At 49.8% G+C, this 22,502-nt stretch carries 24 protein-coding genes and 1 pseudogene; 9 read left to right on the top strand and 16 right to left on the bottom strand.

Annotated elements, in window-relative coordinates:
• Positions 1–170 precede the first annotated feature (170 nt).
• The 8 genes from ACQ4WM_RS08820 to ACQ4WM_RS08785 all read right to left on the bottom strand — a co-directional run bounded on the left by ACQ4WM_RS08820 (position 171) and on the right by ACQ4WM_RS08785 (position 7,272).
• A complete protein-coding gene (locus tag ACQ4WM_RS08820; RefSeq protein ID WP_436546334.1) occupies positions 171–512 on the bottom strand; it encodes a hypothetical protein in 342 nt (113 codons plus the stop codon).
• 11 nt (positions 513–523) lie between these two features.
• Entirely contained in the window at positions 524–748 is a 225-nt protein-coding gene (locus ACQ4WM_RS08815; RefSeq protein ID WP_436546333.1) for a hypothetical protein, read from the bottom strand.
• 540 nt (positions 749–1,288) lie between these two features.
• Entirely contained in the window at positions 1,289–2,536 is a 1,248-nt protein-coding gene (locus ACQ4WM_RS08810; protein WP_436546332.1) for a hypothetical protein, read from the bottom strand.
• A 439-nt stretch (positions 2,537–2,975) separates the two neighbouring features.
• Positions 2,976–3,227: a hypothetical protein gene (locus ACQ4WM_RS08805; protein ID WP_436546331.1), complete on the bottom strand. Its 252-nt coding sequence runs from the start codon at positions 3,225–3,227 to the stop codon at positions 2,976–2,978.
• Between the two features lie 34 nt (positions 3,228–3,261).
• The gene (locus ACQ4WM_RS08800) at positions 3,262–3,744 is read right to left on the bottom strand and encodes a GNAT family protein (RefSeq protein ID WP_436546330.1); all 483 of its coding nucleotides are present in this window, start codon (positions 3,742–3,744) and stop codon (positions 3,262–3,264) included.
• Positions 3,745–4,371: 627 nt separating this feature from the next.
• Positions 4,372–6,102: a DUF2326 domain-containing protein gene (locus ACQ4WM_RS08795; RefSeq protein ID WP_436546329.1), complete on the bottom strand. Its 1,731-nt coding sequence runs from the start codon at positions 6,100–6,102 to the stop codon at positions 4,372–4,374.
• Positions 6,093–6,320, bottom strand: a complete 228-nt coding sequence (locus tag ACQ4WM_RS08790) for an ABC-three component system middle component 6 (RefSeq protein WP_436546328.1) — start codon at positions 6,318–6,320, stop codon at positions 6,093–6,095. The genes ACQ4WM_RS08795 and ACQ4WM_RS08790 overlap by 10 nt, the downstream gene beginning before the upstream one ends.
• A complete protein-coding gene (locus ACQ4WM_RS08785) occupies positions 6,307–7,272 on the bottom strand; it encodes an ABC-three component system protein (protein WP_436546327.1) in 966 nt (321 codons plus the stop codon). Before ACQ4WM_RS08785 ends, ACQ4WM_RS08790 begins: the two co-directional genes overlap by 14 nt.
• Positions 7,273–7,742: 470 nt before the next feature.
• On the opposite strand from ACQ4WM_RS08785, the gene ACQ4WM_RS08780 reads away from it, so the two are divergent.
• From ACQ4WM_RS08780 to ACQ4WM_RS08760, 5 genes are all read left to right on the top strand, one after another.
• Positions 7,743–8,231: an arsinothricin resistance N-acetyltransferase ArsN1 family B gene (locus ACQ4WM_RS08780; RefSeq protein ID WP_436546326.1), complete on the top strand. Its 489-nt coding sequence runs from the start codon at positions 7,743–7,745 to the stop codon at positions 8,229–8,231.
• Positions 8,232–8,424: 193 nt separating this feature from the next.
• Positions 8,425–9,231 (top strand): TIGR02391 family protein, encoded by an 807-nt coding sequence (locus tag ACQ4WM_RS08775; RefSeq protein ID WP_436546325.1) that lies wholly within the window; start codon positions 8,425–8,427, stop codon positions 9,229–9,231.
• 221 nt (positions 9,232–9,452) lie between these two features.
• Positions 9,453–9,665, top strand: coding sequence for a HigA family addiction module antitoxin (locus tag ACQ4WM_RS08770; protein ID WP_436546324.1), 213 nt, complete (start codon positions 9,453–9,455; stop codon positions 9,663–9,665).
• Between the two features lie 148 nt (positions 9,666–9,813).
• On the top strand, positions 9,814–10,569 hold the full coding sequence (locus tag ACQ4WM_RS08765) for a YkgJ family cysteine cluster protein (RefSeq protein WP_436546323.1): 756 nt from the start codon (positions 9,814–9,816) through the stop codon (positions 10,567–10,569).
• An 80-nt stretch (positions 10,570–10,649) separates the two neighbouring features.
• Positions 10,650–11,141, top strand: a complete 492-nt coding sequence (locus ACQ4WM_RS08760; RefSeq protein ID WP_436546322.1) for a DUF6650 family protein — start codon at positions 10,650–10,652, stop codon at positions 11,139–11,141.
• A 41-nt stretch (positions 11,142–11,182) separates the two neighbouring features.
• Here the strand turns inward: ACQ4WM_RS08760 and ACQ4WM_RS08755 are convergent, their stop codons facing one another.
• The 6 genes and pseudogenes from ACQ4WM_RS08755 to ACQ4WM_RS08725 all read right to left on the bottom strand — a co-directional run bounded on the left by ACQ4WM_RS08755 (position 11,183) and on the right by ACQ4WM_RS08725 (position 18,187).
• Entirely contained in the window at positions 11,183–11,617 is a 435-nt protein-coding gene (locus tag ACQ4WM_RS08755; protein ID WP_436546321.1) for a hypothetical protein, read from the bottom strand.
• A gap of 941 nt (positions 11,618–12,558) precedes the next feature.
• Positions 12,559–12,885 (bottom strand): annotated as a pseudogene (locus ACQ4WM_RS08750) (helix-turn-helix domain-containing protein); the annotation flags it as partial.
• 292 nt (positions 12,886–13,177) lie between these two features.
• Positions 13,178–13,693 carry a hypothetical protein gene (locus ACQ4WM_RS08745; protein WP_436546320.1) on the bottom strand — a complete coding sequence of 172 codons (516 nt, stop codon included), beginning with the start codon at positions 13,691–13,693 and terminating at the stop codon, positions 13,178–13,180.
• Positions 13,694–14,262: 569 nt separating this feature from the next.
• On the bottom strand, positions 14,263–14,505 hold the full coding sequence (locus ACQ4WM_RS08740; protein ID WP_436546319.1) for a hypothetical protein: 243 nt from the start codon (positions 14,503–14,505) through the stop codon (positions 14,263–14,265).
• A gap of 558 nt (positions 14,506–15,063) precedes the next feature.
• Positions 15,064–16,461 (bottom strand): UvrD-helicase domain-containing protein, encoded by a 1,398-nt coding sequence (locus ACQ4WM_RS08730; RefSeq protein WP_436546318.1) that lies wholly within the window; start codon positions 16,459–16,461, stop codon positions 15,064–15,066.
• Positions 16,454–18,187: an ATP-dependent nuclease gene (locus tag ACQ4WM_RS08725; RefSeq protein ID WP_436546317.1), complete on the bottom strand. Its 1,734-nt coding sequence runs from the start codon at positions 18,185–18,187 to the stop codon at positions 16,454–16,456. Before ACQ4WM_RS08725 ends, ACQ4WM_RS08730 begins: the two co-directional genes overlap by 8 nt.
• A gap of 558 nt (positions 18,188–18,745) precedes the next feature.
• On the opposite strand from ACQ4WM_RS08725, the gene ACQ4WM_RS08720 reads away from it, so the two are divergent.
• The 3 genes from ACQ4WM_RS08720 to ACQ4WM_RS08710 all read left to right on the top strand — a co-directional run bounded on the left by ACQ4WM_RS08720 (position 18,746) and on the right by ACQ4WM_RS08710 (position 19,883).
• Positions 18,746–19,027, top strand: coding sequence for a hypothetical protein (locus ACQ4WM_RS08720; protein ID WP_436546316.1), 282 nt, complete (start codon positions 18,746–18,748; stop codon positions 19,025–19,027).
• A 16-nt stretch (positions 19,028–19,043) separates the two neighbouring features.
• Complete coding sequence (locus ACQ4WM_RS08715) at positions 19,044–19,268, top strand: hypothetical protein (RefSeq protein ID WP_436546315.1); 225 nt, start codon at positions 19,044–19,046, stop codon at positions 19,266–19,268.
• A gap of 189 nt (positions 19,269–19,457) precedes the next feature.
• Positions 19,458–19,883 (top strand): hypothetical protein, encoded by a 426-nt coding sequence (locus tag ACQ4WM_RS08710; protein WP_436546314.1) that lies wholly within the window; start codon positions 19,458–19,460, stop codon positions 19,881–19,883.
• A gap of 437 nt (positions 19,884–20,320) precedes the next feature.
• Here the strand turns inward: ACQ4WM_RS08710 and ACQ4WM_RS08705 are convergent, their stop codons facing one another.
• Both ACQ4WM_RS08705 and ACQ4WM_RS08700 read right to left on the bottom strand, forming a co-directional pair.
• A complete protein-coding gene (locus ACQ4WM_RS08705) occupies positions 20,321–21,658 on the bottom strand; it encodes a tyrosine-type recombinase/integrase (RefSeq protein WP_436546313.1) in 1,338 nt (445 codons plus the stop codon).
• Positions 21,659–21,801: 143 nt separating this feature from the next.
• A complete protein-coding gene (locus ACQ4WM_RS08700) occupies positions 21,802–22,104 on the bottom strand; it encodes a hypothetical protein (RefSeq protein ID WP_436546312.1) in 303 nt (100 codons plus the stop codon).
• On the opposite strand from ACQ4WM_RS08700, the gene ACQ4WM_RS08695 reads away from it, so the two are divergent.
• Positions 22,085–22,348 (top strand): helix-turn-helix domain-containing protein, encoded by a 264-nt coding sequence (locus tag ACQ4WM_RS08695; protein WP_436546311.1) that lies wholly within the window; start codon positions 22,085–22,087, stop codon positions 22,346–22,348. The genes ACQ4WM_RS08700 and ACQ4WM_RS08695 overlap by 20 nt on opposite strands.
• The last annotated feature ends 154 nt before the right edge of the window (positions 22,349–22,502 follow it).

The raw sequence follows: 22,502 nt of genomic DNA, 5'->3' as shown, positions 1-22,502 counted from the left end.
TATGCACGGGCATTGGGTTTGCGCTGACAGATGTTTGCATAAAACACTTCACGACCAGCTCTCGGGTCGCTCCCTCCACTGTCAAATACACCGGACCGTCAACAGAAAGCGGCAGGACAGTATTCGACAAGTCGACTTCCATAGGTTTACTATCTGACATAATTTTCCGATCACGTGGGTTTGTAAAAAGCAATGCCGTTAGAGCCAGCTTTTGACATAACAATCGTATCCGACCAGAGGTCAAGAATCCCAAAAGCGCCGTTGCTGTGGATATAGAGCCAATGCCCAATTTGAGGAACACGAACCGATCCATCCGGATAATTTTTAACTTCTTTCGCCGTGAGCGGATCTATTTTCCACGGCTTACTCTCTGCCTTTTCAGCGACGCGGACTGCATTGGATATGTTCGAGCATGCGTCCGCAACATTTGGCGCGACTGGAATTGCCGATATTGCCTGGACAAGGCGCTGGATGCGAGCGTTGATCTCGGGAGGGCGAGTATGGGTCGTCATTAATTTTCCGATCAATCGTGGGCGTGTTTCAAAGCATTCTGTACCCATGCCCTCGCCTCAGCGATATTGATCGCGCCATCATTCCGAATAAACTCAACATCGAACGACCCTCCAACGAAGTCGGTTTGCTGCACGTTCCACCGTAAACCTCCGACTGCATTCCATTTACCGATAAGCGCCTGCAGCTCGCTAGCCGAGCCATCAAAAGACACCCCTTTAACTCGTTTCGTTGCCATGCTTTTTCCTCGCTGGTCAGCACCATGCCGACCTTCTCATTGCGCCATCTCGAATGGCGAAAAAATAAGCTCGTTATGCTGCGTAATACTTCAAGCTAAGAGGCAAGTTACCCACCAATTCAAATACATTTGATGCAGGAAATGTACTTTAATGAGTCTATTTTAGCAAAAAAACGCCATTTTCTGACCTTTCATCAACCTCGAAATCATTCGCATTTTTGGTCGTTTTCTGCGGTGAATCGCCACGACTATCGTAGACACTCCTGAACCATAATATCGGACACAAGGAGAACGTATGAGTGGCAAGCGGTACACAGAAGAATTCAAGATAGCGCAGTCAAGCAGGTACCCCAACGTGGGCATCCAGCGAGCTAAGTAGCAGAGCTGCTCGGGGTAAGCATCCGCAGCTTGTACGCCTAGACGAAGCGCTATGGTGTGCCTGAGCGTGTACGGCTACCGCAAAGTCAGCGACGATGCGCGGAAAGCAGCGCCATTTCCTCTGCTGATTGCTGTTTGACTTGAATAGATCCAATTGCCAAGTCAGTTGATTTTTTCAAAATATTCACGAATTAAGTCATCATTTTTGAAGTACGAATCGAGAACTCGAAGTAGGAACAGGTCCCCGTCAATATTTATATTGAACGGTATCATCGAATTATCTATTTTAAATGTTTTTATTTTTCTATGCCCTTTTATGTTGGCATTGCTCAATCTTTCTTGGTAGCTCTCTAGCGTATATGCGATAAATTCGTGATCCAAGTGAGTTATAAAAAAATCCTCGCCTTTTGAACTGTATTCAAGATGGATGACTTGCGTGACGATGTAGTCGCCTGCCACTTCAAAGTCCTCCATCAATTCCTCAAAAGTCAAACTTAGTTTATCTGTATCATGGTGAATCCAAAGATTATTCTCGTATTTATCGGTGGAGTAGAACTTTGATAATTTAGGCAGGGAAGATATTTTTAGTCGCAGCGGAGCGCCAAACTCCTTATCCTCCAATGCCGGAACATAATCGGAAACATAATCAATTCTGAATGCTATTTCGGACAGCATTCTTTTTTCAATGAGTATCTCGATAGAGCTGAGCAGCTTCCTCGGAACTTTTATCCAGAAGTGTCGCCCTATGCGCTCATCGCGAATTGTCTGACTATCCTTATTGTTGAATATTTGGATATTATTATTCAGGCTAACAAGACTGTATTTTGAGAATTGAGCATCTTCCTTTTTTATGTCAATGCCAATTTTCTCGTACTCACTTTCAACCACCTCGGAATACTTAAGATCCAGCATTTCAATCCTCCCCCTGATTGATTGGTGCTTTGAATGCAAAATGCAGCCAATACGGTAATTTACGTAATTCTCTTCTATGTACGAAGAGCCGTCTTCGCCATGGATGTATTTGTAAGAGTTATTGAGAATTTCTAGCGTCCCCGGATACTCATTGAGATAATTTTTTAAGTGATCTATTAAATGCTGAATCGTCGTTATGGCCAATCGCTTGTCCACTTGTTCAATCTGCAGCGCATAAAACATGACTGCGGTTGGATGGTCGCGCTTGGCTTCGAATTCTTTCAGAATGGCCGCTTTCTCATTCATGCAGCCCTCCGTGTAAGCACGCATTACGTCTTCCTGAAAGCTTTCATTTGCCAGCGAGGTTTCGATGAGCGGACGCAATTTATTGAAAAATATCGGATCTTTATTAATAAAGACGTAGCCAAATTTCCCCAAGCTGAATAGTGCGACTTTTTCTGAAGAAAGTTCATTGATTTCTTCAAAGATGATTTTCATGTATTTATCCTCAACTTGAGGTATTCCAAATAATAAGCGACTGAACCTTGGGCGTCTCCACTTCATGAATCACGCTATTCCAGGCTCGCTACCGCTTCGGTGGCCAATCTACACCTGGTGCAGATTCTTGAACAGGTACGTCTACCAATGTGCATCTGACCATATTCTAGTAATAGAATTTTGAATGTGGCCAAGCCAGCTTTGTCCCATCACTCTGAGAGCCGGGGGGCGGCGCCACCTTAGAGGACGTTCATTCAAGTTTTCATTACATTGTTCAAGCTTCTATTCCGACCTAACACTGCCAATCCTCTAGATTTCTTCCTCGGCGGCTTTACCATGCGGTTTCCTATAAGAAGTAGGCCAACAATAAAATAGGCCGCGTCCAGCGCGGCCAAACTGCTGCTGGGCGCCTTCCCTTTACCTACATCATTCTTTCACCTCAAAGCTCTTCCGACGCTCCGGTAATTTTGATTAGCATTATTAGAGTATTGAAGTGGGGAATCTCTACCGCGCCCCACTTTTTTTCGGTGCGATATGCATTAACTAGCTGCTGCACTATCGGCCTAGCATCGGCGGCATCGCCGACTGCGACAATGCCAGCTAACCGATCGATAAAATCGACAAATTCATTTTCAAAACTTGCGATGTAAGCTTTTGTAGCTTCGGCTTTAAGATGGTCACTCAATGACATGTTTTTTCCTTATAAACGATTTATACGATCATAGCTATCCAATTCGTCGCAAGAACTGCATTGCTGGCTGCCCCGAGACCCCATCTGATATTTCAAGGGATGTCCGAGATATGTGTTTGCCTGCAATTTTCAGCGATGCCCGATTGCTTGCTCCGACAATTGCCTCTATGAAGAAGCTCGGCATGACATCCCGAAAACCATTCACCATTTCGGCAATCGACTTTCTGACGATCTCCGAACCCAAACCTTGTCGGAAGAATCGTTCAGCCACTGCATATCCGACCTGAAAGCAAGGGAGGCCATCATGCGACTCGGTGTTCACGAATACAGCAATCGCTTTTACCTCGCCCTTATTGGTGACTTTCGCATACGTGATTCGCTGAGTTCCTTGAGCAGGCTGATCCAAGTAGACCGCGAGGTCAGTATGGATGCGTCCCCTTTCCATCTGCACAGCCCTCATGCTGATGGAGTCTTGCAGTGCAACAAGCGTGTTCGTAGGGTCTGTCATTTTGCCCATTATTTTTCCCCGACCTTTTATTTATATTGAACGGTTGCGCCGGTGACAGGGTCGACGACATCTACCCTCGTAAATGAGCGACCGAATACATCCTGTTGATTATGGACTTTGCCCTCTTCGTCCTTGAACTCACAATAGCTTACGATCTTGAAGCATTGAGTTTGTTCACCCGTGCGATATATCTGAACCGAATGCCCAGGTGGAAGTTTGATGCCTGTAGTCATATAATTCCCCATTTTCGATTCTTTGATCTTGCGAATACCGACGCATTTTTCCACGGATTCAGCGAGGTAGTGGGATCGCGGTTGACTAGCCTATTTGAACGAGGTTGTTCCCTTCGAGGCTTGCACCGTACTTCGATAACAGCACGCAGATTACCGAATGCTCTTGCAGCGCAAGTAACTGGGAAAGGGAATACTTCGTGCGTCTTCCAATCATGTCGAGTCCTTAGTTGTTTTCTGTAAAGAATTATATCGCTTCGAGCCCGATCACACCGCTGCAAGCCAAAATCAAATGAGAATGGTTCTAAATGGCTCTCCGTAACAGTAGGGTTTACAGGCTCGAATCCAGTACGGAAAAATGCTCCTAAGCCTCCTTACTAGGGTACGCCATCAAGGCCCTTAAAGATTAATTTTCTCCATCCTTAATACGGAAAAGCATGTCCTGCTGAGATAGTTTAACGATAAAGAATTCCTCGTTGTTCAATTCCGCAGGCAGTTTGTCACGTAGGATCGACGCTACAAACTGGACATGATCATTTTCTCTCTCGACTAAACGCGCTATCTGGGTAAGTTGATTGTCGTGCATTAATTCCTTCTTGTCGTTTAGAAGAAAATGGACGCACGGAATATTCTCTTCGTCAGCAAACAACGTATACGCGATATCGAAACAAGAAATTTCACCTTGTTTTTTTCCAGAACTCAGGTTTAAGTTAAATGTATTGAACTTATAGATGTTCTGGCCATTTTTCTTTGCAACGTCAAAGCTCAAAAAGTAACTCTCATTGTAAAGTTCGTTAGATACACGAGAAAATACTTTGTTGAACTTATCTACCTGTACTTGGACCGCCGCACGCGTATCATCAGAAAAAAGTTCAGTGTCGATCTTCGTTAATAAAGCGGTTTGCCTAGTAATTTCGAGTTCTACGCCCCGTATTTGCAGAATAACTGTTTCGTATTCGCCTCGCTGCCTCTCCTTTTCGCTTAGTTCGCCGATTAATAATTCGAGTTGAGCAAGTGTGCCATTCTTTGCTATTTTATCGGAAAATTTTTTCTCAAGTTGCAGGAGGTCCGTTAGTTTTCGTCGACGTATAGCGATATCAATTTCCAGCTGTGGAATCTCTTTTGCAATATACCTTGTTTTTTCATCAATCATTCGATTGTGGAAATCAACTAATTCATCGAATGATTTTTGCACTCCACCAAGCCGGGTTGTGACTTCGCGATAAAGATTAGTCAACTGCTCTATGTCGATCTCAACACGACTCGTTGACAAGTCTTGAACGGCCTCATCAATAAGATTTTTCCGTAGCGTAGCGCGACCTATCTCCGCAGTTTCGACGCTTATAAGATAGGTGACACGATCTAACTCCCCCAAATCATCTTGGAAATCAGGATTCACTTGGAACGTGCTTCTTCGAGCATTCAAGGCGTCTATCTGCCCCACTAGTACTCCCAAGGATGCTTCGTAGGCTGAGCGCGTACGCGACGTTTCAAGGCGGCTTTTGAATATATTTTCTACACGTATCGCCGTCAGAATCTTTTGCCTTTCATCGCCTTGAGAGAAGTCGCATCCCAACATAAACAGATAGAGGGCCTCATATTCCTCATCTTTTGTCCATTGGTTAACATTTTTTAGAGTATTTGAAAGGCTGATATCCTTATAGCGAATATTATGTGCCAAAAGCTGCGCCAAGGACGGTTTTTTTTCGCCATGTTCTCTAAATATAAGGTTCGTAAGCGATATGAGAAATTCTGCTTCCGTTAGCGACTTCCCGTCAATTCTTCGGACAATACCTTTGCGAGCGGCAAAATTCCTTTCAATGACCACTTGTTTTGCAAATTGGTCATCGAGGTCTTCTGTGAGTATTAGGGTCACCAATACTTCGGTTTTTTGAAGGAATTCCTTTACAACCGTATACTCTTTTTTACTATTTTCCGGATCGGTATAAATCTGTTGTGGTTTTCCGCCCATACAAAAATCGATCAACCGCAGAACCGTCGTCTTTCCAACATTATTACCCGTTGACTCAGGGTCACTGCCAAGGGTTTCGTCGACGATGAGGTTCAGTCCTTTATGGAAGTGAATTTTGCGAATGATTCCATTTAAATTTTCTATCTGTAGCATTTTTAAAAACATGGAACTATCTTTCCATCATCATCAAGCTTTACTAGATCTGCAAGAAACAGCCAGTCAAGCGAAAGAACAAAAATCGGCATCGAAACATGGTAATAAAGGCGGGTTTCTGCAAATAATTCAAGCATATCTGGTCGGTGGATTCCACGTAACGCTTGAATAATGTGAGATCCTATGTAATACAAGCTAGACAACGGATGAATATTGTCAGGTAACAGCATGGCTTACCTCAGAAGGATTTTTGAAAATCTTACATCGAATGAAGGCATCAACTGCGAGTACACTTACGTATTGTTCCAACTCATCCAGTGGAATTTGAGCATAATTAGCACTTGACTGTATTTTCTCAATAGCAAGATCGACCACTTTAAAAAATAACTCATCGCCAGAGTAGTTTGAAGTATTTTTTGCATATATCATCATAAGCGTATTCAGAACGGAGTTGCTTTTATTTTTCCCAGCTCTATTGAACTCTTCATATAGTCGAGTAACGCGATGATGATGAATTTTGTACTCTTCTACAATCAATGCAGCCGAATTAAGGTTATTCACGATCAATTTTTTATCTACATCAAACGCAATAGGAACAGCTGCCGCGTAGCCGTCGAGCATATCTTCCCGTGAGAGAATGTTGATAACTGCGGCCAAATTTGTTTCAACAAAAATCTGTCGACTCCCAGGATCCAGTTCATCCTGTAGAAAAGAGTAAATGGAATGCTGTGCATTAATTTCCAGACTCCGGATCGTGGTCAGCAGCGATGTAATGTCGTGAATATCTGTGGGTGGACTGAAGGTCAGATTGTGTGGATTCTTATAGGTGAGCGCCCGTAGAGCTGCCGCATCCTTAGAAATAGACATAAACTTAAAAGAGTAGCCTGTGTACGATGATAAATTCTTATTCAACGCACTCTCCACCTTAGCTTTTGTTGCAGTTGACGAAACCTGCAAGACTATTTCATTTTCCTTATCACAAAGATCGATTCCCTCAGTATTGTTTTGGATTGCATTCATATTTTCAAGCTTGTAGCCATACAGCTTGTTGAGGAAATGTAGGTAGAAATCTTCGGAGTGATTGTGATCGTGGAGTATGTTCAGCTTTCCCAATATCTCAATCTTGGAGGATAATGCGGCAAGCTTCTGTGCACAGAGATTAAAGTAAATCGTACGGTTCATATGAGACGAGGTCGAATTGGAAATTTATTTGAATTTGTATGCCATCTTACCTCAATGCAATTACGAGATGGCAATATTTATGCTCAATGGGACGTAGCTATGACTCATTTGGATATCATGTCGGTGAACCATTCGAGACCTGTCATTTTCAGAAGACGATTGCACCATTTTGCTGGACTGAGGGCGACTGTCATCGTTGAGCAACCGAACGTAATCTAGCCATACGCGTTGGGTTTCCTATATCGAACGCACCTTTTCCCAGTTGATCTGGTGGGCCGAGGCCGCAGGACGGGAGCGGGCCCGCTCGGGAGGAACAGGGCCTTCACCAGCTTTTCTGCGCGATCCTACTCAACGCAATGCGCCGTGAGGGCACAGATGATGGCTTATTGCTAGAATGATACTTTAGGGCCCCATGCGCATTTTGCGGCCGTGCTCCTCCCTGCCACTTCACGTCTATTTGGATCCCGCTGATGATTCGACTTGCCACTACCGCCGATGCTGCTGCGATCGCCACGATCTACAACCATTACGTCAGCAGTTCCACCATCACGTTCGAAGAGCAGATAGTCGCTATCGATGAGATGGCCCAGCGCATCGTCTCTGTGGGTGCGCAGTTGCCGTGGTACGTCTTTGAACGCGACGGCGAGATAGTCGGCTACGCTTACGCAACGCCCTGGCGTGCCCGCAGCGCCTATCGTTTTTCGGTCGAATCGACGGTGTACGTGGCGCACGAGTGTGTGGGCGAGGGCATCGGCCGGCAGCTATACAGCGCGCTCATCGATGACTTGCGTAAACGGCAGTTACAAGTGGTCATCGGCGGCATCGCGCAGCCCAACGACGGCAGCGTCGCCTTGCACGAACGACTGGGATTCGAGAAAGTGGCCATGTTCAAGCGAGTTGGCCGTAAATTTGATCAGTGGATTGATGTGGGATACTGGGAGCTGCTTCTTGTAGAATGATCTACATACCTTTGTAAGTGGCATATCGATTCGACATGTCGATTCGTGTGACTCTAGTTGCCAAGTAACGTGGCGCCTGGGAGTATCTACCTAGCGGACTACGCGGCAATGTACGATGACTGATAGTTGCCGTACCATAGCCTCATTTGGCATTTGCATGATGGGGGGCGCGTGACAGAAAAGAACGGAAATCATGGGCTCGCTATTTTTCACAGATACTCAACTGGAAGCAATTGCTGGTGCGTTAGGCGATACATCCAGCGGACTGACTGGCTCCGAAATCGGATTTCTACTTAGTGCTAGCCAGATTTCTGACGTGGACCCAACTGCAACCAAACGGGTTCGAATTTACAACGCTGTTGCCGGTGATCAAAATCATCGCCAGAGCAGAGTGCACATCTTGGCCTTCATACGAAAATCCATGAAGCCTGAGCGTTACGTTTCAAATCCCGATCGCTTCGAGTTGATGCGTGGCCGCCTAAACCAGGCGTTATTGTTCGCCGGATTAGCTGTTGACCATAGCGGAGTGCTGCAAGAGGTGACTCATGTGCGAACGATCGCCGAATCCCGCATGCGAGCACAGGAACTTCGCGCAGATTTAGTCAAACGAGGTGTGCACGAAGACATCCTCAAATTTTGTAAAGAAGAACTGTTGGTTAGCAATTACTTCCACGCAGTCATGGAGGCGGTAAAGAGTATTATGGACAAGCTCCGATCCAAAAGTGGGCTCAACGATGACGGCGCATCGCTGATTGATAAATCGCTTTCGGGAGAACATCCGCTGGTCAGAATCAATACCATGTCTACGGACAGCGAAAAGAGCGAACAAAAAGGATTCGCCAACCTCCTGAAGGGTGTCGCAGGTATGTTCAGAAATACCACCGCACACGAGGCTCGCATCCACTGGACCATGTCCAAAGATGACGCGGAGGACTTGCTCTCAATGGCGTCTTTAATCCATCGACGCCTCGACAAAGCACATATCCAGGAAAATATGTAGAACCCATTTGCCGCGTACGACGCGACCTTTACGCTTGATAGGTGTCAATAGAAACTTGAATGGGGCAGTCATTAGAAGAATAGGTTTGCCATCTATGGACCAACGTTCAGTGGCGTCTGACCATAAAATGGGTGAGAGTGCCCCTAGAAGTGCTGATCGAAGACCCGCACTGAACCCAGCGTTGTCCGGTGTATAAAGCCCGAACAGAAACGGAGTACATTATGTTCAAGAACGGTATGCGTCCTATCCACCCGGGCGAAATTCTGTTAAAGGACTATATCAAGCCCATGGGCGTCAGCGTGCGAGATGTGGCTTTGGCCTTGCAAGTTCCCTATTTGTGCCTTAGCGAGATATCCAAGGGGAAGCGGAGCATGAGCGCTGATATTGCCCTTCGCTTGGAGCGCTACTTGGTAGTGAAGCACAAGGTTGGTTGAACCTCCAAAGCGCATATGACTTTCGTATCGCCGAATTAGCTTGTCGAGACTGCTAAATCAATGTTTTTAGTGAACCCTTATTCAAGTTTTATTGGCACGCAACATCGCTGAGAAGGTTGGGTGGGGGGGCTGCCCAGCGAAGGAGTAAATGATGTTTGATCCACATACCGGCGTAGTCGTGACGGAAACGTCCGATGCCGAATTAGCTCTCCAGGAACGAATACGCTCAGCACAGCAGGATGCGGTATCGGAAGTGCTATTGCCTGTCCCTAGCCCGGATCTTGTGCATAGAGTTATAGAAGATGCTGAAGGGTTTGCGGTGGCCCTGACTGCCAAGCATCGTGATCCAAATTCCCCACAGGTAGCCTGCTCCAGTGGCTGCGCACACTGCTGTTACCAGCTCGTGGCGGTATCTGCACCGGAAGTATTCCGTATTGTCCGATACATGAAGGCTTCAATGTTGAGTGCGCAGCTGGAGGAAACCGTCGGGCGTCTCCGCAACTTGGACAAGGCGACTCGCGGTGCAAATACAAAGGCGCGTGTCAACATCAAGAAACCGTGTGCGTTTTTAGATCAGGATCGGCAGTGTACGATTTACTCAGTTCGGCCTTTAGCCTGCTCGGAGTTCACGTCATATAATATTCAAGATTGCAAGCGTGGACAGCGGATCGGCTTTAAGCCATACGGGATAATTCACGAGAAGGCGCGCATGATTACGTTCAATGCGGTGCGTCAAGGACTCCACGATGGACTAGCTATTGCACTCCCTAAAGCGGACGTACAGTGGCTTGAACTCACGGCTGCAGTCCATACCACATTTGACCAATCTGACGCTGAAGATGGGTGGATTAGTGGCAAAGATATCTTCGCAAAGTCTCATCTCAATCAATCCGTAAAATCATAGGAAACACCCGGTGTATTGCGCGCCTGTATCCGGTCGGCTCCGGCAAGAAAAACACTGTTTCACCACATAAGGCTAACCACATGAGTTTGTTCGTTGATATTGTTTCATTAGTAGGCTCTGCCGCCTCGATTTCCGGCGTGTCCTTGAAGGATTTTTTGAAGAAGCAGCCGCAACTCCCTTCGGGGGATAAACAACAAATTGAACTGTTCCTGAGATTTCTAGAGGCGCGGAATGTGCTGTTCGCTGGAATGGATGACGAGGTGCATTCCGCTGTTGTTCGGAGCTTAGAGGAGATAAAACGAGAGGCTGATGCACTACGTCAACGGTGTAGTGACACGCACGTTGATACCATCCTTTTAAATTTGCTTCTCGTCATGAGCACAAAATTGCAAACCCTGCATGGCGTCGATGGCACACATGCACGCGGAAAATATCAGATGTACTTGGCATTGCAAAGCACGCGCTTCGAACTAGCGCGCGCGCTTGCAATGCTATGTGCGGCCTTTGAAATTGAGCCGAGCAGCCCAAAGATGAAATCGTTTGTCCTCGACTTCGCTGTTCGGCCGCGATGACGTGTACAGATCGACTTGCCGGCTTCTACGGCAGGTAAGCTCTATTTCTTTCGCTGCGATCCTGTGTCAATCAGAGCGTGGAGGTCGCGAGGGAGGAGTAGAAACGTATCAAGCTCATCGAACTGTTGTGCTCTGACTTTTTCAAGTTCTTCTTGGAGTGCTAGATTCTTGGCTTCCAATTCCGCTATTCGACTTTGCAAGATTGCGCGTGCAGAGGTGGCATATTTGGGGAGGCTCTCGTGCTGAAGTCGTTTCTGCACTTCCTTTGCTTGGCTAAAAGCTTCTGCGATCAGCCTCCGTCCGTTCCAGGACTTTTGGCTAAGTGTTTGACGGTTGAAGCTATGCCCGACTGTTCTCGTTGCGTGAGCCATGATGTTTTCCCAGGTCACGGCAATTCCGGTATCCGGCATACGAACAATCATTTTGGAAATTTGCTTGGCCATCCGTTCCGTCAGCAATTCTTTGCGACCTGGCATAGTCATTCTCCGTCATCATCATCAGCTTCAATCAGATATCGTTCATCTTGCAGGCCTAGGAAGGTCTGAGCGAATATAGGAAATTTTTCGACTAGTGCCCGCTCTTCATTACACACTTGCTCTCGCCCTCCGCGTGAGTCGAGGGCCATTTCTAGTCCAGGAGCGGCATGTTGCTTTGGATTGTGGTACTTCATCAGTGCTCCGGTTGCGACGTTGTCATTGTCGAGTAGTTTCACATAACTGCGTGCCACGAATGCTTCTTCCAAACGCTTGCGTAGTAACTTGTCTTTGATTTGATCCTTTACCTCATTGAAGTCATTGATCAAATGATCGGCCATCTGGTGCGGACATAACCCGCGCTCAATGAGCGCCGCGATGTGAGCGGCCAACGCATCCTGGCAATCGGCGACACCTCGATTGTGAGCAACCACCAGCGCTTCAACCTGACGCACGATCATAGATGCCAATAGTGTTTCGTCCTCGCGAATTGCATGGTTAGTTGGTAGATGGCCCTTCACACAAACATTTTCATTACATGTCAGACACCGCCCGTATCTTCTACATGGAGTCGTGTGATGTTGATGTAGACAGACACCATAGATACTGGGGTAGACAATGATAATTTGTTCGCTGGTCTTTGCAATTGGACGGTCGTCAACAGCATCGAGAACGCGTTGGAGACTGGTGACGCTAATTCCCGCGTCATGAACGACTACTATGTCAGTCTTTATACCGTAAGTTTCTTCGAGTTTTTGGGCTTGTGCCAGACCATTTGATAGATCCTTCAAATCCGAGATGTCAGGCATCTTCGAGAAAGTGGCAAGCTCCTCTTGGCTCCTGAAGTCATAGGACTTAAGCTGACTGAGTGATAAGCGATTTGCCCATTTATTGATGAGCACTGTTCGTTTGCTCGCAGAATTGACCCACTCTGTTTGACCCGCCTTCCACTGCCTGGCAAACGCTGCCACGCGGTCGTATGACCCTGCATAGCCCAGCTCTTTCAGGTCCTCATGGATCTGCTTCAAATTGCGCCGCTGCTTACGCGGCTTAGTCGTCTCGGCCTTGAGCCACCCAGATAGCTGCACTGAGTATTTGTCTAATCCGCTAACTGACCGCCGCTCCGCATAGGAGGGCTCAGTGGTTTCCGATCGCAGGTAGCGTCGGACGGTATTGCGCGAGATATCCAGTCGCCTGGCGATTTCTCGTATTGGGATCTGGTCACGAAGGTGCCAGCGTCGAATGATGCCGAGTAGAGCCACGTCGATCACTCCGATCTCCTGCCGATAAGACAGGTGGAATTGTGCTACTAACGTGGGTCAGATTCCATTGCAAATTCGTGGGGAAAGTGGGTCAATTTTCAATGCAACTTAACAACGCGGATTTTTTTACATCTTCGCTAGAAAACCGCCATTCCAGGCCCATCATGTGGGCCGTGGGGTGTTGCTGTGTGTTTTCCTATCGGTTATAGTTGCAGGCGTAGCGTTCACATATTGGTTTTGGCGGCTCTTGCGTAGTCTCAAGCTTTGCATAAAGATGGTCCTGAAGTAGCACCGGAATACTTTAAAAACCGATCCGAACCTGTTGATACATTGGCATCGCAAGCACTTCGCCCGTTGTCACATGCGCGATAAGTTTGTTCGCCGTCTCCATGATATTGACCAGTGACCATTCGATGACGGGTTGAGGCATATTGATAGCACCGAAAACGTCAGTTGGCGAAACCATTGACAAGCTTTTGCCATTGATCGAATAATGTTCGATAACGATATCGCTGGCTTGGCGCTTGGTAAGCTGTACCAGTTTCCCTTTTCTTGCTCCTAGACCTAAGAACTCTAAGAGCGCCCTGGCATGCAGAAAACCGATGTCGATCAACGGGTCTGCGAAAGTTGACAAGTTCAGATTCATTGCTGGCTTACCAGCAATGGTGATGCTGCTGGGCGTAGAGTCGTCGAATTCCTCACACAAATTTAGGACCGATAACGTTCCCTCGAGGGCATTGACCCGGCGGGGAAGCCAGACAGCTAAAACTTGGTCTAAGCTCAGAGGTTGACTGCGTAAGTCTTGGCGCGCTTCCATCGATATTCCTTGGTACGGCTTTCGCACGCGAAAGTAAATTTTTGCCGGCGCCGGACAGTTTCGCGCACCGCTAAGTCCCCACACTGCTTCCATCGTCTATTTTCCTCAGCCGCATCTGTCGGCGTCTTCGACCTAAAACGCTGTCAACGTGCGATTGCACCTTTCAAGAGCCACATTTTCTGCGCGACGACCAGCATTGGGGGCGCTGCTGAGTTTGGGATATGATCCAATTTCTTTGAAATATGAGACGCCTCTCTTGACGCATGCATCGACCGAGTCGCCGGAGGAATTGGATGCGTCTTGCGACTGAGCTTTTCTTCCCACGCCGCTCGACGGTACCGCTCCCTGCTTCTCTCCACACCCCGCGAGCGCAAGCGTCAATAGCCCTGGCACGAGATAGAATTTGATCTGCATATCTACGCTTCCTAATATTGTCCTAACGTTCTGGTCAAAGCCGACCAAGTTGAATATGCGCGCATTTTGGCCGGGGTCTCCCATGCGCAAAGTAATTCGAACCATTCCAAATCTCACCGATCCTTGCGCTGCAATCATCTCGAAGCACAGCCACCTTAGTATGGGTTGTCCTCACGCATGCGTTCCCGACATTGCTGTAAAGCACTGATGAGCATGTCGAGTTGGGACCGGCGCGTAGCAAGGGGGTACTCCGCTACTGCAGATCTCAAAATATCATGATGATCAATCCGCAACAGCCCATCAGTTTCGAGGAATTTCTGATACTCGTCATCTGACATTCGTGCCATGGTAGGGATGTCTACCGCCTCGATCTCGATAGTGCCTTTGTAGGTTGACATTGATGCCTTCGGTAGGTTGATTAAGAATCGCGAAAATAATATGTTTGCCTCGGCTTACGTTATTCGACTGTCTTATTGATTGTACTGTGCTTCCGCTTCGGTAGCGACGGGCGTCGTCGGCGCAGGAGCTTCGCTGGCCTCCGCATTACCGCCACCCTCAGGCTGGTTAGTCAGATACCACTGCGTGAACACCACCTTGAAGATGAACCACAAAGTGTAAAGTCCGACGAGGGTATGGCAGTTCGTAGATGTCGCTAGGCCGTGCGCGATGTCGTTTCTGAAGTCTGGACCGACCTGGGAGCACATCAGGGCGCGGATGCCGAATGTCAGGTTTTCCGATCAAGTGCGAGCGGCGCGCAGGGCTTCAATGGCTTTCTTTACGCCAGGTGCGTTCGGGTCCAGATTCCAGTCTTCTGTAGCGTTACTGTATTTTCCTCATTGGCCAAGCACAGCACTCGACCTTCTCATTGAACCTGGCCCGTCGATGCGGGCCGTGGGGTGCTGCTGGGCGATTTCCTTAGCCACGATCGCGGTTGATCGCAGCGTTCGCCGCCTTGTTCACAAGTTCGGGATTGGAAATCGGATATAGCGGTCCGGCGAGGTGATTGATAGCGACCGGGTCGCCCGAGAGATCGCTACATAGAAGAGCTTCGCGTGGGCGGTGCTCTCTTTAAGAAAATGCGAAGCATCCGGAATTAGAACGTGGTCGAATTCCAAACCTTTCAGCAGCAGCGGCGTGGAAATGGTTCGCTTTTGGGTCGCGCGACCGGACTGCGAAGTCCGCTGCCGGATAGTATCCACCGCGTCGGTCAATGAGGCAGAGCGACCAGTGCTTACCTCAGAAAACGCCTTGTTCGCGTCGCGCCACAGTTCGCCTCGGAACAAGCGCCATCGTGGATGCTTCCGTGCCAGACTGAAAATCGATTTGATGTGCGAAAGTTCGCCTGTTCGTTTGTAACGATCGCCAAAGGATTTCAGATCAGCGATGACCAACACGTCTTCATCGGCATCCACTTCGCCAGCGGCCAGTTCTTTTTGAGCGAAACAATCAGCATGCAGTGATCGCAGAGCCACCAGTCGCGCCGGAAGCGTGGCCGCCTGATCCCAGTCGAGAGCGAATTGGCGAAGGCGTTTGGCAGCGATTTCCTCGATCGATTGGAAGGCGCCGCGCGTGGCCTTAGCAAGCTTGTCGCACATGCCGCGTCGGCAGTGAATCGCTGCCATCGAACCTTCGCGCTCAATAAATCCTTCGAAAAATGCCTCCATGGCAAAGGCATCGGGCGCTTGGATGAAATGGACAGGCCCGGATTGCAGATCGATCAGCTCACCACGCATCAACTTACTTCGGGTCTCTGCGATCCAAGCGCCCAGCGCAGGGTCCTTGCCCTCCCACCGGCGCGGAACGAGAAGCTCAGCCGCCAAGGGGAAGTGAGGTTCGACATGTTCTGTCCAGCGGATCGAGTCGCCCGTGAATTCAAAAATGCCCTGCATCGGATCGCCAAAGACGACGGTGGGAAGAATGCTCGATAGAGTTAACACCAGCGCGTGATGCAGCTCGCCGCAGTCTTGGTATTCATCGACAAAAATCCGGTCGTAGGAACAGGCGATAATGTGCCGTACCGCTTTAAGCGACATCACCTTGACGGCGCCGCGCGAGATACGCTCCCAGTCTTCGGGAAGGGTCGGGAGACCTTTCGGCGGATCGCCTGCCGTCGGGAAAGCGTTCGCGTATTTCATGGACCAGCCGGCGATGGTTTCCACTGCGGCGGCACTCGCCGGCACGCCAAGGCGCCGAAGGCGCGATCGCAATGCGTGAACGCCGGCATGAGTGTGGGTCAGGATCAATGATCGGCGTCCAATCTGCGCTGCCTTCACGATTGTCTCTGTCTTGCCGTGGCCTGCCGGCGCCAAGACCGATCCGAGCCTGCACGCCGCAATAATCACCGCCTCAGGCATACAGCCACTCCTCGACCTTTTTCAAGCAACGGGCTAGCTCTGAGTGTGGCGCAGCGCGAGCAATGCGCCAAATGATAGGTGCCAATTCCCGGCCCGTACTGAGCTCCTTAAACCAACTCTGCTTTGACGCGGCTTGGCCCAAGTTGGCACGCAAAATACGAGGGTCTAAATTTGTTTCTGCCTGCCAAGCTGAAAAGGGCAGGCTAAACACTTCCTTAGCGACATTGGGCATGACTTTCGCCAAGCTCGCCAACACCGAGTCCGCAGATTTCTTTGTCCTGGCCAGGTCCAGCAGTTCTTGGACCGTGGCGTCATCGGCGTCGAAAAACACGGCGAGCTCCGTGTGCATTTCCGACTCGTATTCGAATACCTCAATGGCCGGAAGGCCTGCGGCGGTGAAAGCAGCTAATTTGTCCGCAGGTATCTTCCGATCAGAATCGCGGAAAATGGCCACCGAATAGCCCATGGAGCGCAGCGCGACCGCCAAGTTGGGTGCCTCACTGCCGTTGCCATCGGCGATGGCCGATCCCATTTGCTCGACCGGCGCACCGTCATGCTCTGCTGGCCAGAGCTCCCGCAGACCCAGCAAGAGACCCTGTTCCGTCACCCCCTCGCACAGCAGGATTCGACGGGCGAAGAGCGCCCTAGGCGTCTTCTTCATCAGCTTTTCAAATTCAGCGGAGCTGCCCGGCTCATGTACTGTCACGACCTTCGTAGTTTTGTCCCGGCGCACAGCGACCACATTCGAAGCGGCTGCTTCAGAGAGCGCCACGTCGGAATGGGTAGTCAAGAAAAGTTGGCCGACAGGTCGGCCAACCTTGCGCGCCTCGGACTGCCGCTTCTTGAGTTGGGCCAGCGCGCCGATGATGCGATGCGGCTCGAGGCCATGCTCGATCTCGTCAACCAGAATGATGGCGCCGGCGTAAATCGCTGCGTTTTGGATTCCCAACGTGGCCAGCCTGCGGCTTCCAAGTCCGGCCAAGCGCAGAGGCACGTCGGCATCGTGCAAGGTGATGGAGCTGGTGGAGAAACCACCCCGCGCGAGTTCCAATCCGGGTCGATACCCTTCCTCAATATAGGCGCCCAACGCTTTGGCTTCGTCTTCTGCGTAGCCTGCAGCATCCATCAGCGTTTGGATCTTGTCGAGGCCGGCCGAATTTTTAGCCGCCTTGTAGGCTGCCGCCAGGCGCTCGGCAGCGTTTCCATTATCGTCCGTCATTTTTGAGAGACCAGATCCCTGCGCCCAAGAGGTGTGCCGGGCTTCGTCGCCATTAAGGCGGGTGAGGCCGAAGTGAGAGCGCTCTCGGTTTGACAGATAGCGCGAGGTCTCAGACCGATCGCAATAGGCTTCCCAGACCGGCTCCATGGTCGCGTCCACACTCAGGCGCACCGTGATAACTGGCTCGTCTTCATCCTCCGGCTCGTCATGGATCTCTGTCCCGGTCCAGCCACGGATAAACAGGCCCAAGCGCTCGTCGGACATCAAGACATCTGGTAGCTCGCCCACCGTCACCTCAATTTGGATTGGCTGGACCGTGTCCGCGCCGAAGAAGTCGCTTTCCACGAACGAAAACCAGCGCGAAGACAGCGCCGCCTCAATGGCATCAAGGATGGTTGATTTGCCGGAATCCCCCGGGCCAATCACGAAACACAAGGCGACGTCGGGACACCACTCCAAGTTGCGAATACCGCGAAAGTGCGAAATGCTGATTTTTCTAATTTGCATGCTGTACTTTCTGGCCAAGCTGCGGACGGCCTCATCTGGCTTGATGTATTATTCACAATGCAATGATCATACCTGATTGCCATGTGGAATGGACAATGATGACCAAGGGACGAAGGTGGTACTGTCAGCTAGGCTGCAGATCGGGAACTTAGACCCGATGACTTTCGCGCGCGAAAGTCAAGCGTCAATCAAAGTAATTCTACGAACAACGTAGCTCGACCGTCCACCGTCAGGGTCGCATCCGGTCTCTCATGAGCCTGCCCGCGGAAGGTGCTTTTTCTTACCTGTCCCACAAATACGCCACACATTGGTCATCAGCTAGCTCGCAAGGGGCAGCTCGTTGCTGTTCGTCCGATTAGTCCGGATAGCGCTACGAACTGACAAAGGAGCTGCCGACGAATGGCATTTTTGCTCCACGAGCCGGGGCATTTTGCCTCAACGAACGGCTGGTGGATGCGGGGCAACCACGCCACATAGCCGCAACTTGGAAAAATATAATTAAAATTATATTGATCTAACAACCTCATGCATGAGATTATTCATTTTTAGGAGGTTGCGATGGTTGCTTCAAGGGAATACAAGGCTCTGCTGTTGAATAAATTGAACCAGCTGTGGTTTCAAGGCTATGTGACCTTCGAAAGGTGGGAGCTGTTGTCCTGGTATGGCAAGGATAGGATTACGGCCGTGGTATGGCGTGATCTCGAGGAGAACTGGACAGCTTTTTACCCGGACGGTGACGCTCCCGAACTTGGGATCATCAAATGCGACGACTCGACGACACCCCAGAAGTACGTGGTATTGAACAGATCAGCAGTCCTTGCAATGGAAACGCTTACTTAACAATCAGGAATAATTCATGGCACATGAAGTCACATTGGCGCTAAATTCAAAATTTGTTCTCAACAAGGACGTCGAAGTAGCGGTGAAGGCGGACGGAAAATCCTTGGGCACGTTGCTGATCAGTAAAGGAAACATCGAATGGCGACCGAGCAAAAACTCCGTCAACAAGAAGCGCATGAGCTGGACGAAATTTGCTCAGCTGATGAAGGACGAAGGAGAAACCGTTCTAATAGCAAAATGATCTAGGCCGATCACCCCAGCAAGCGGAATCCCAGCATCTAGACCTGATCATGCACGATATGATCGACATGGATATCAAATCTGCGGGACGGTAGGTTAGCGGATCACTAGCGGCCTTGTTAATGCTTCGCCATCGTTTTTTTCGCTGACTCATGGAGTCACGGTTTGGACACTGTCCACAGAGAGCAAGATGAAAATTAGAAAACAGGACCTTCGTTATGGCGCTGTCCTCAACCAACTAGCCGCACATATTAAAACTCCCGTTATTCATAAGTACCGCGAGAAAGAGGGCCTTTACCTCATCGACACCGACTTAAAGCTATTTATTCTGTATGCGGACGACGAAGGTCCAATCTGGAAGTTCAAAGTTACCGTTGATGACCTCGAATATATGTACTCCAACGGGCATGTCGCGTTGAATTGCGGTAATCAGTCGGTCTGCGGCCTGAGTTGCTATTGGCTGCGCAGCATCCTGAATATGGATGCTCGGCGCACCCAAACTTTTATTGTCGAATCGCGAAAAAAATCGGGCATGTTTTTGTCCGGGGTGAAGGGCCACTTGGGCTTTCCTCTCCTCCCAGACGAGTATCCGGAAACGCTGCTTTATCAGACTTAAACACAGCATGCTGTCCCTGCCAAACGCTGACTGATCGGGTCTACTCGCTCGCAAGTGCCAGCTATTGATTCTCCTCGCACCCTTATAGCTAGGTGCTCTAGGAACGCTGGCCAGTGCAACCTTAGCAATTGTTGGCAACATTAGTAACCGCTTTGGGTCGATTATGGCCGGCCGTGGCAGTCCGTGAATTCTCCAGCTAGGCACCTGTTATGCTGGTTGCAACGGCGAGGTTCAACCATAATTGATCGAGTATAAGGTCACGAAACTTATTATCAAAGTTCGTGATATAACAAAATAGCTTGCATACATTTTCGTCGGAAAAGCCAGCAGCAGCAATTTCAAACAGTCACATGGATGTGCGGTCAACTCTCCGTAACCTCCACCTAGGAATGCTCAGACGGACAGGTAAAAAGCTGCAAGCGCCACCCACTGCCCGACTAAGCGCCCACAACGCGCAATACTGCCGACAAAGATACAAACTCCACACCCGCCTGCTCAAGAATCCAGGTTTCAATCTTCGCGTGCCAGACACGAAGCAGGTCTAGCGGTCGACGAATGTAATTTTGTTCTCGTACCCCTTGCGGCGCGTGTCCTTGAATCTGCGCGGCGATACCGTTCGGCATCTCGATCCACTCGCTTAATGTGGCAAATGATCGTCGCAAGCCGTGCAGCGTGAGTTGCGGCAAATTCGCCACGGCGACGGCATCGTTATGTGCGATTCGTGGCTCAGCGATATGTCCCGATGCGGAAGCGGGACTGGAGAAGACAAAGGCATTCCTGCGCGGCAGGTTGGCCAGGAGCTGAGCAACAAAGGGCGTCAGCGGAACCATTCGAAAGTCTTCGACCTTGTCGGACAGTTTGATACTGCCCCACTGAAAATTCACGTCTGTCCACTTCAGTGCAGCGAGCTCCTCGCGCCTGGCGCCCGTGAGCAGCAGAACTTGCAGGTAGGCTGCAATGACCGGGTTTCCGATCTTCCGCACTGCGCTGAACCATGACTCCAGCATCTCCCGTTGAAGAACGTCATGGCGCCGCTTCTCTTTACCCAGGCTCTCGCGCACTCGCGCGCTCTTTGTCGGATTGCTAGTGACCATGCTCGAATACGTCTTGTGCGAAGCGCACCAGTTCATGAAGGCTTTGAGCAGTCGCCATGCCAGCCGTGCGCTGGATGGACGGGTCTTCGCTTCCTCTCTCGCCCATGCTTCCACGCGCTCATTTGTCAGGTCGATGAGTCGGAGCGAGGATAAGGACCAGAGCGGACCGGCTTTCGTCAGGGCTGGACTGCGTTTCCGAGGCTGGCCACCATCCTGAATGATCTTGCGATGCGCGGCAATATGATGTTCTGACCAGCCGGCTTCTCGCGTGGCAATGCGATCAGCAATATACTCAGGCCAGACGCCGCCCAGGGTCACGGACTCCCGCAGTTGCTTTTCCTGTTCCGCCACAATGACAGCTTCCTGCAATGCGCGCGCGTCTCGCTCTGCAGCGAGCGCATCGTCGCGCACCTTTCTTGGATCCTGCCCGTTATCGAGCAAGACCTTCAGTCGCCGTGCTTCGGCCTGGGCCTTAGCAATGTCCCATGTACGAGGATCACCGATCGTCAGCCGGATGGTGGCGCCGTCCAGCTTGCCCTGAAAAATATAGGACTTTGCGCCCTTCGACGTCACCCGCAAACCGAGGCCTGGTGAAGCGGTATCCCAAAGGAATGACTGACTTTTTCCACCCTCACAGGCGAACTCTTCTACCCTACCCGCCGCGAACTTTATTTTTTTCACTATTACCTCAAGAAGACGTTCTGTGTAAGCGCCATGTAACCGCCATGTAACCCAAATGGTAGCATAACGATCAACACACATCTGCATGAAATAAAAACGAAAACTACTTAAGTAATTGATTTATAAGAATATACCAGAAAATCTCAACGCTCTTCAACAGTCCTGAATACCGACATGCGATGATTTGTAATCATCAGGTGGCCAGTTCGAAACCGGCAGTCGGCACCAGAATTCAGCAGTAAAATCAAAGGGTTACATGCTTCGGCTTGTAACCCTTTTTTGTTTTCGCCGACATCCTTTTGCTGTGCAGTCAATGGAACCGCTTTATCTTCCTCCCAGACATCTACGAGATATCCGATATTCAGATATATTGAATTTATCTGCTTTTCAGATAATATCCATATGTCTGAATAACGGATACCAAACATGCCTTCATCGCCCACCACCCAACGTCTCCTCACGGCGTCGCAGCTCGGCCAGTTGCTCACTTCGACGCGCAAACGGCACAAAATGACTCAGGCGGCTGTGGGCATTCGGGTCGGCTTGAGCCAGAATCGCATCTCCCACCTGGAGAGCCATGCTGACGAAATCAGCGTCAAGCAGTTGCTCAGCTGGTGCTCCGCACTCGAACTGGAGCTGCAGTTGGGCGAGCACGATACGTCCGCCGCAAGCAATTCGGCCGAGTGGTAGCCATGGCTCACCGCTCACACAGCCAGACGCTCCATCTTTGGGCAAATGGCGACTATGCAGGACGCTGGACGGTCAAGGGCATAGGCATGCTAACTCGGTTAAAACCCCATTTCAAACGCGAGCCGTTACGCCTGCCTGGACAGCAGGCATAAAA

It is taken from the genome of Janthinobacterium longum, assembly GCF_051380735.1.
GTDB lineage: Bacteria > Pseudomonadota > Gammaproteobacteria > Burkholderiales > Burkholderiaceae_D > Janthinobacterium.
Note: the sequence above shows the minus strand (reverse complement) of the source record. Positions and strands in the feature narration are given on the sequence as shown.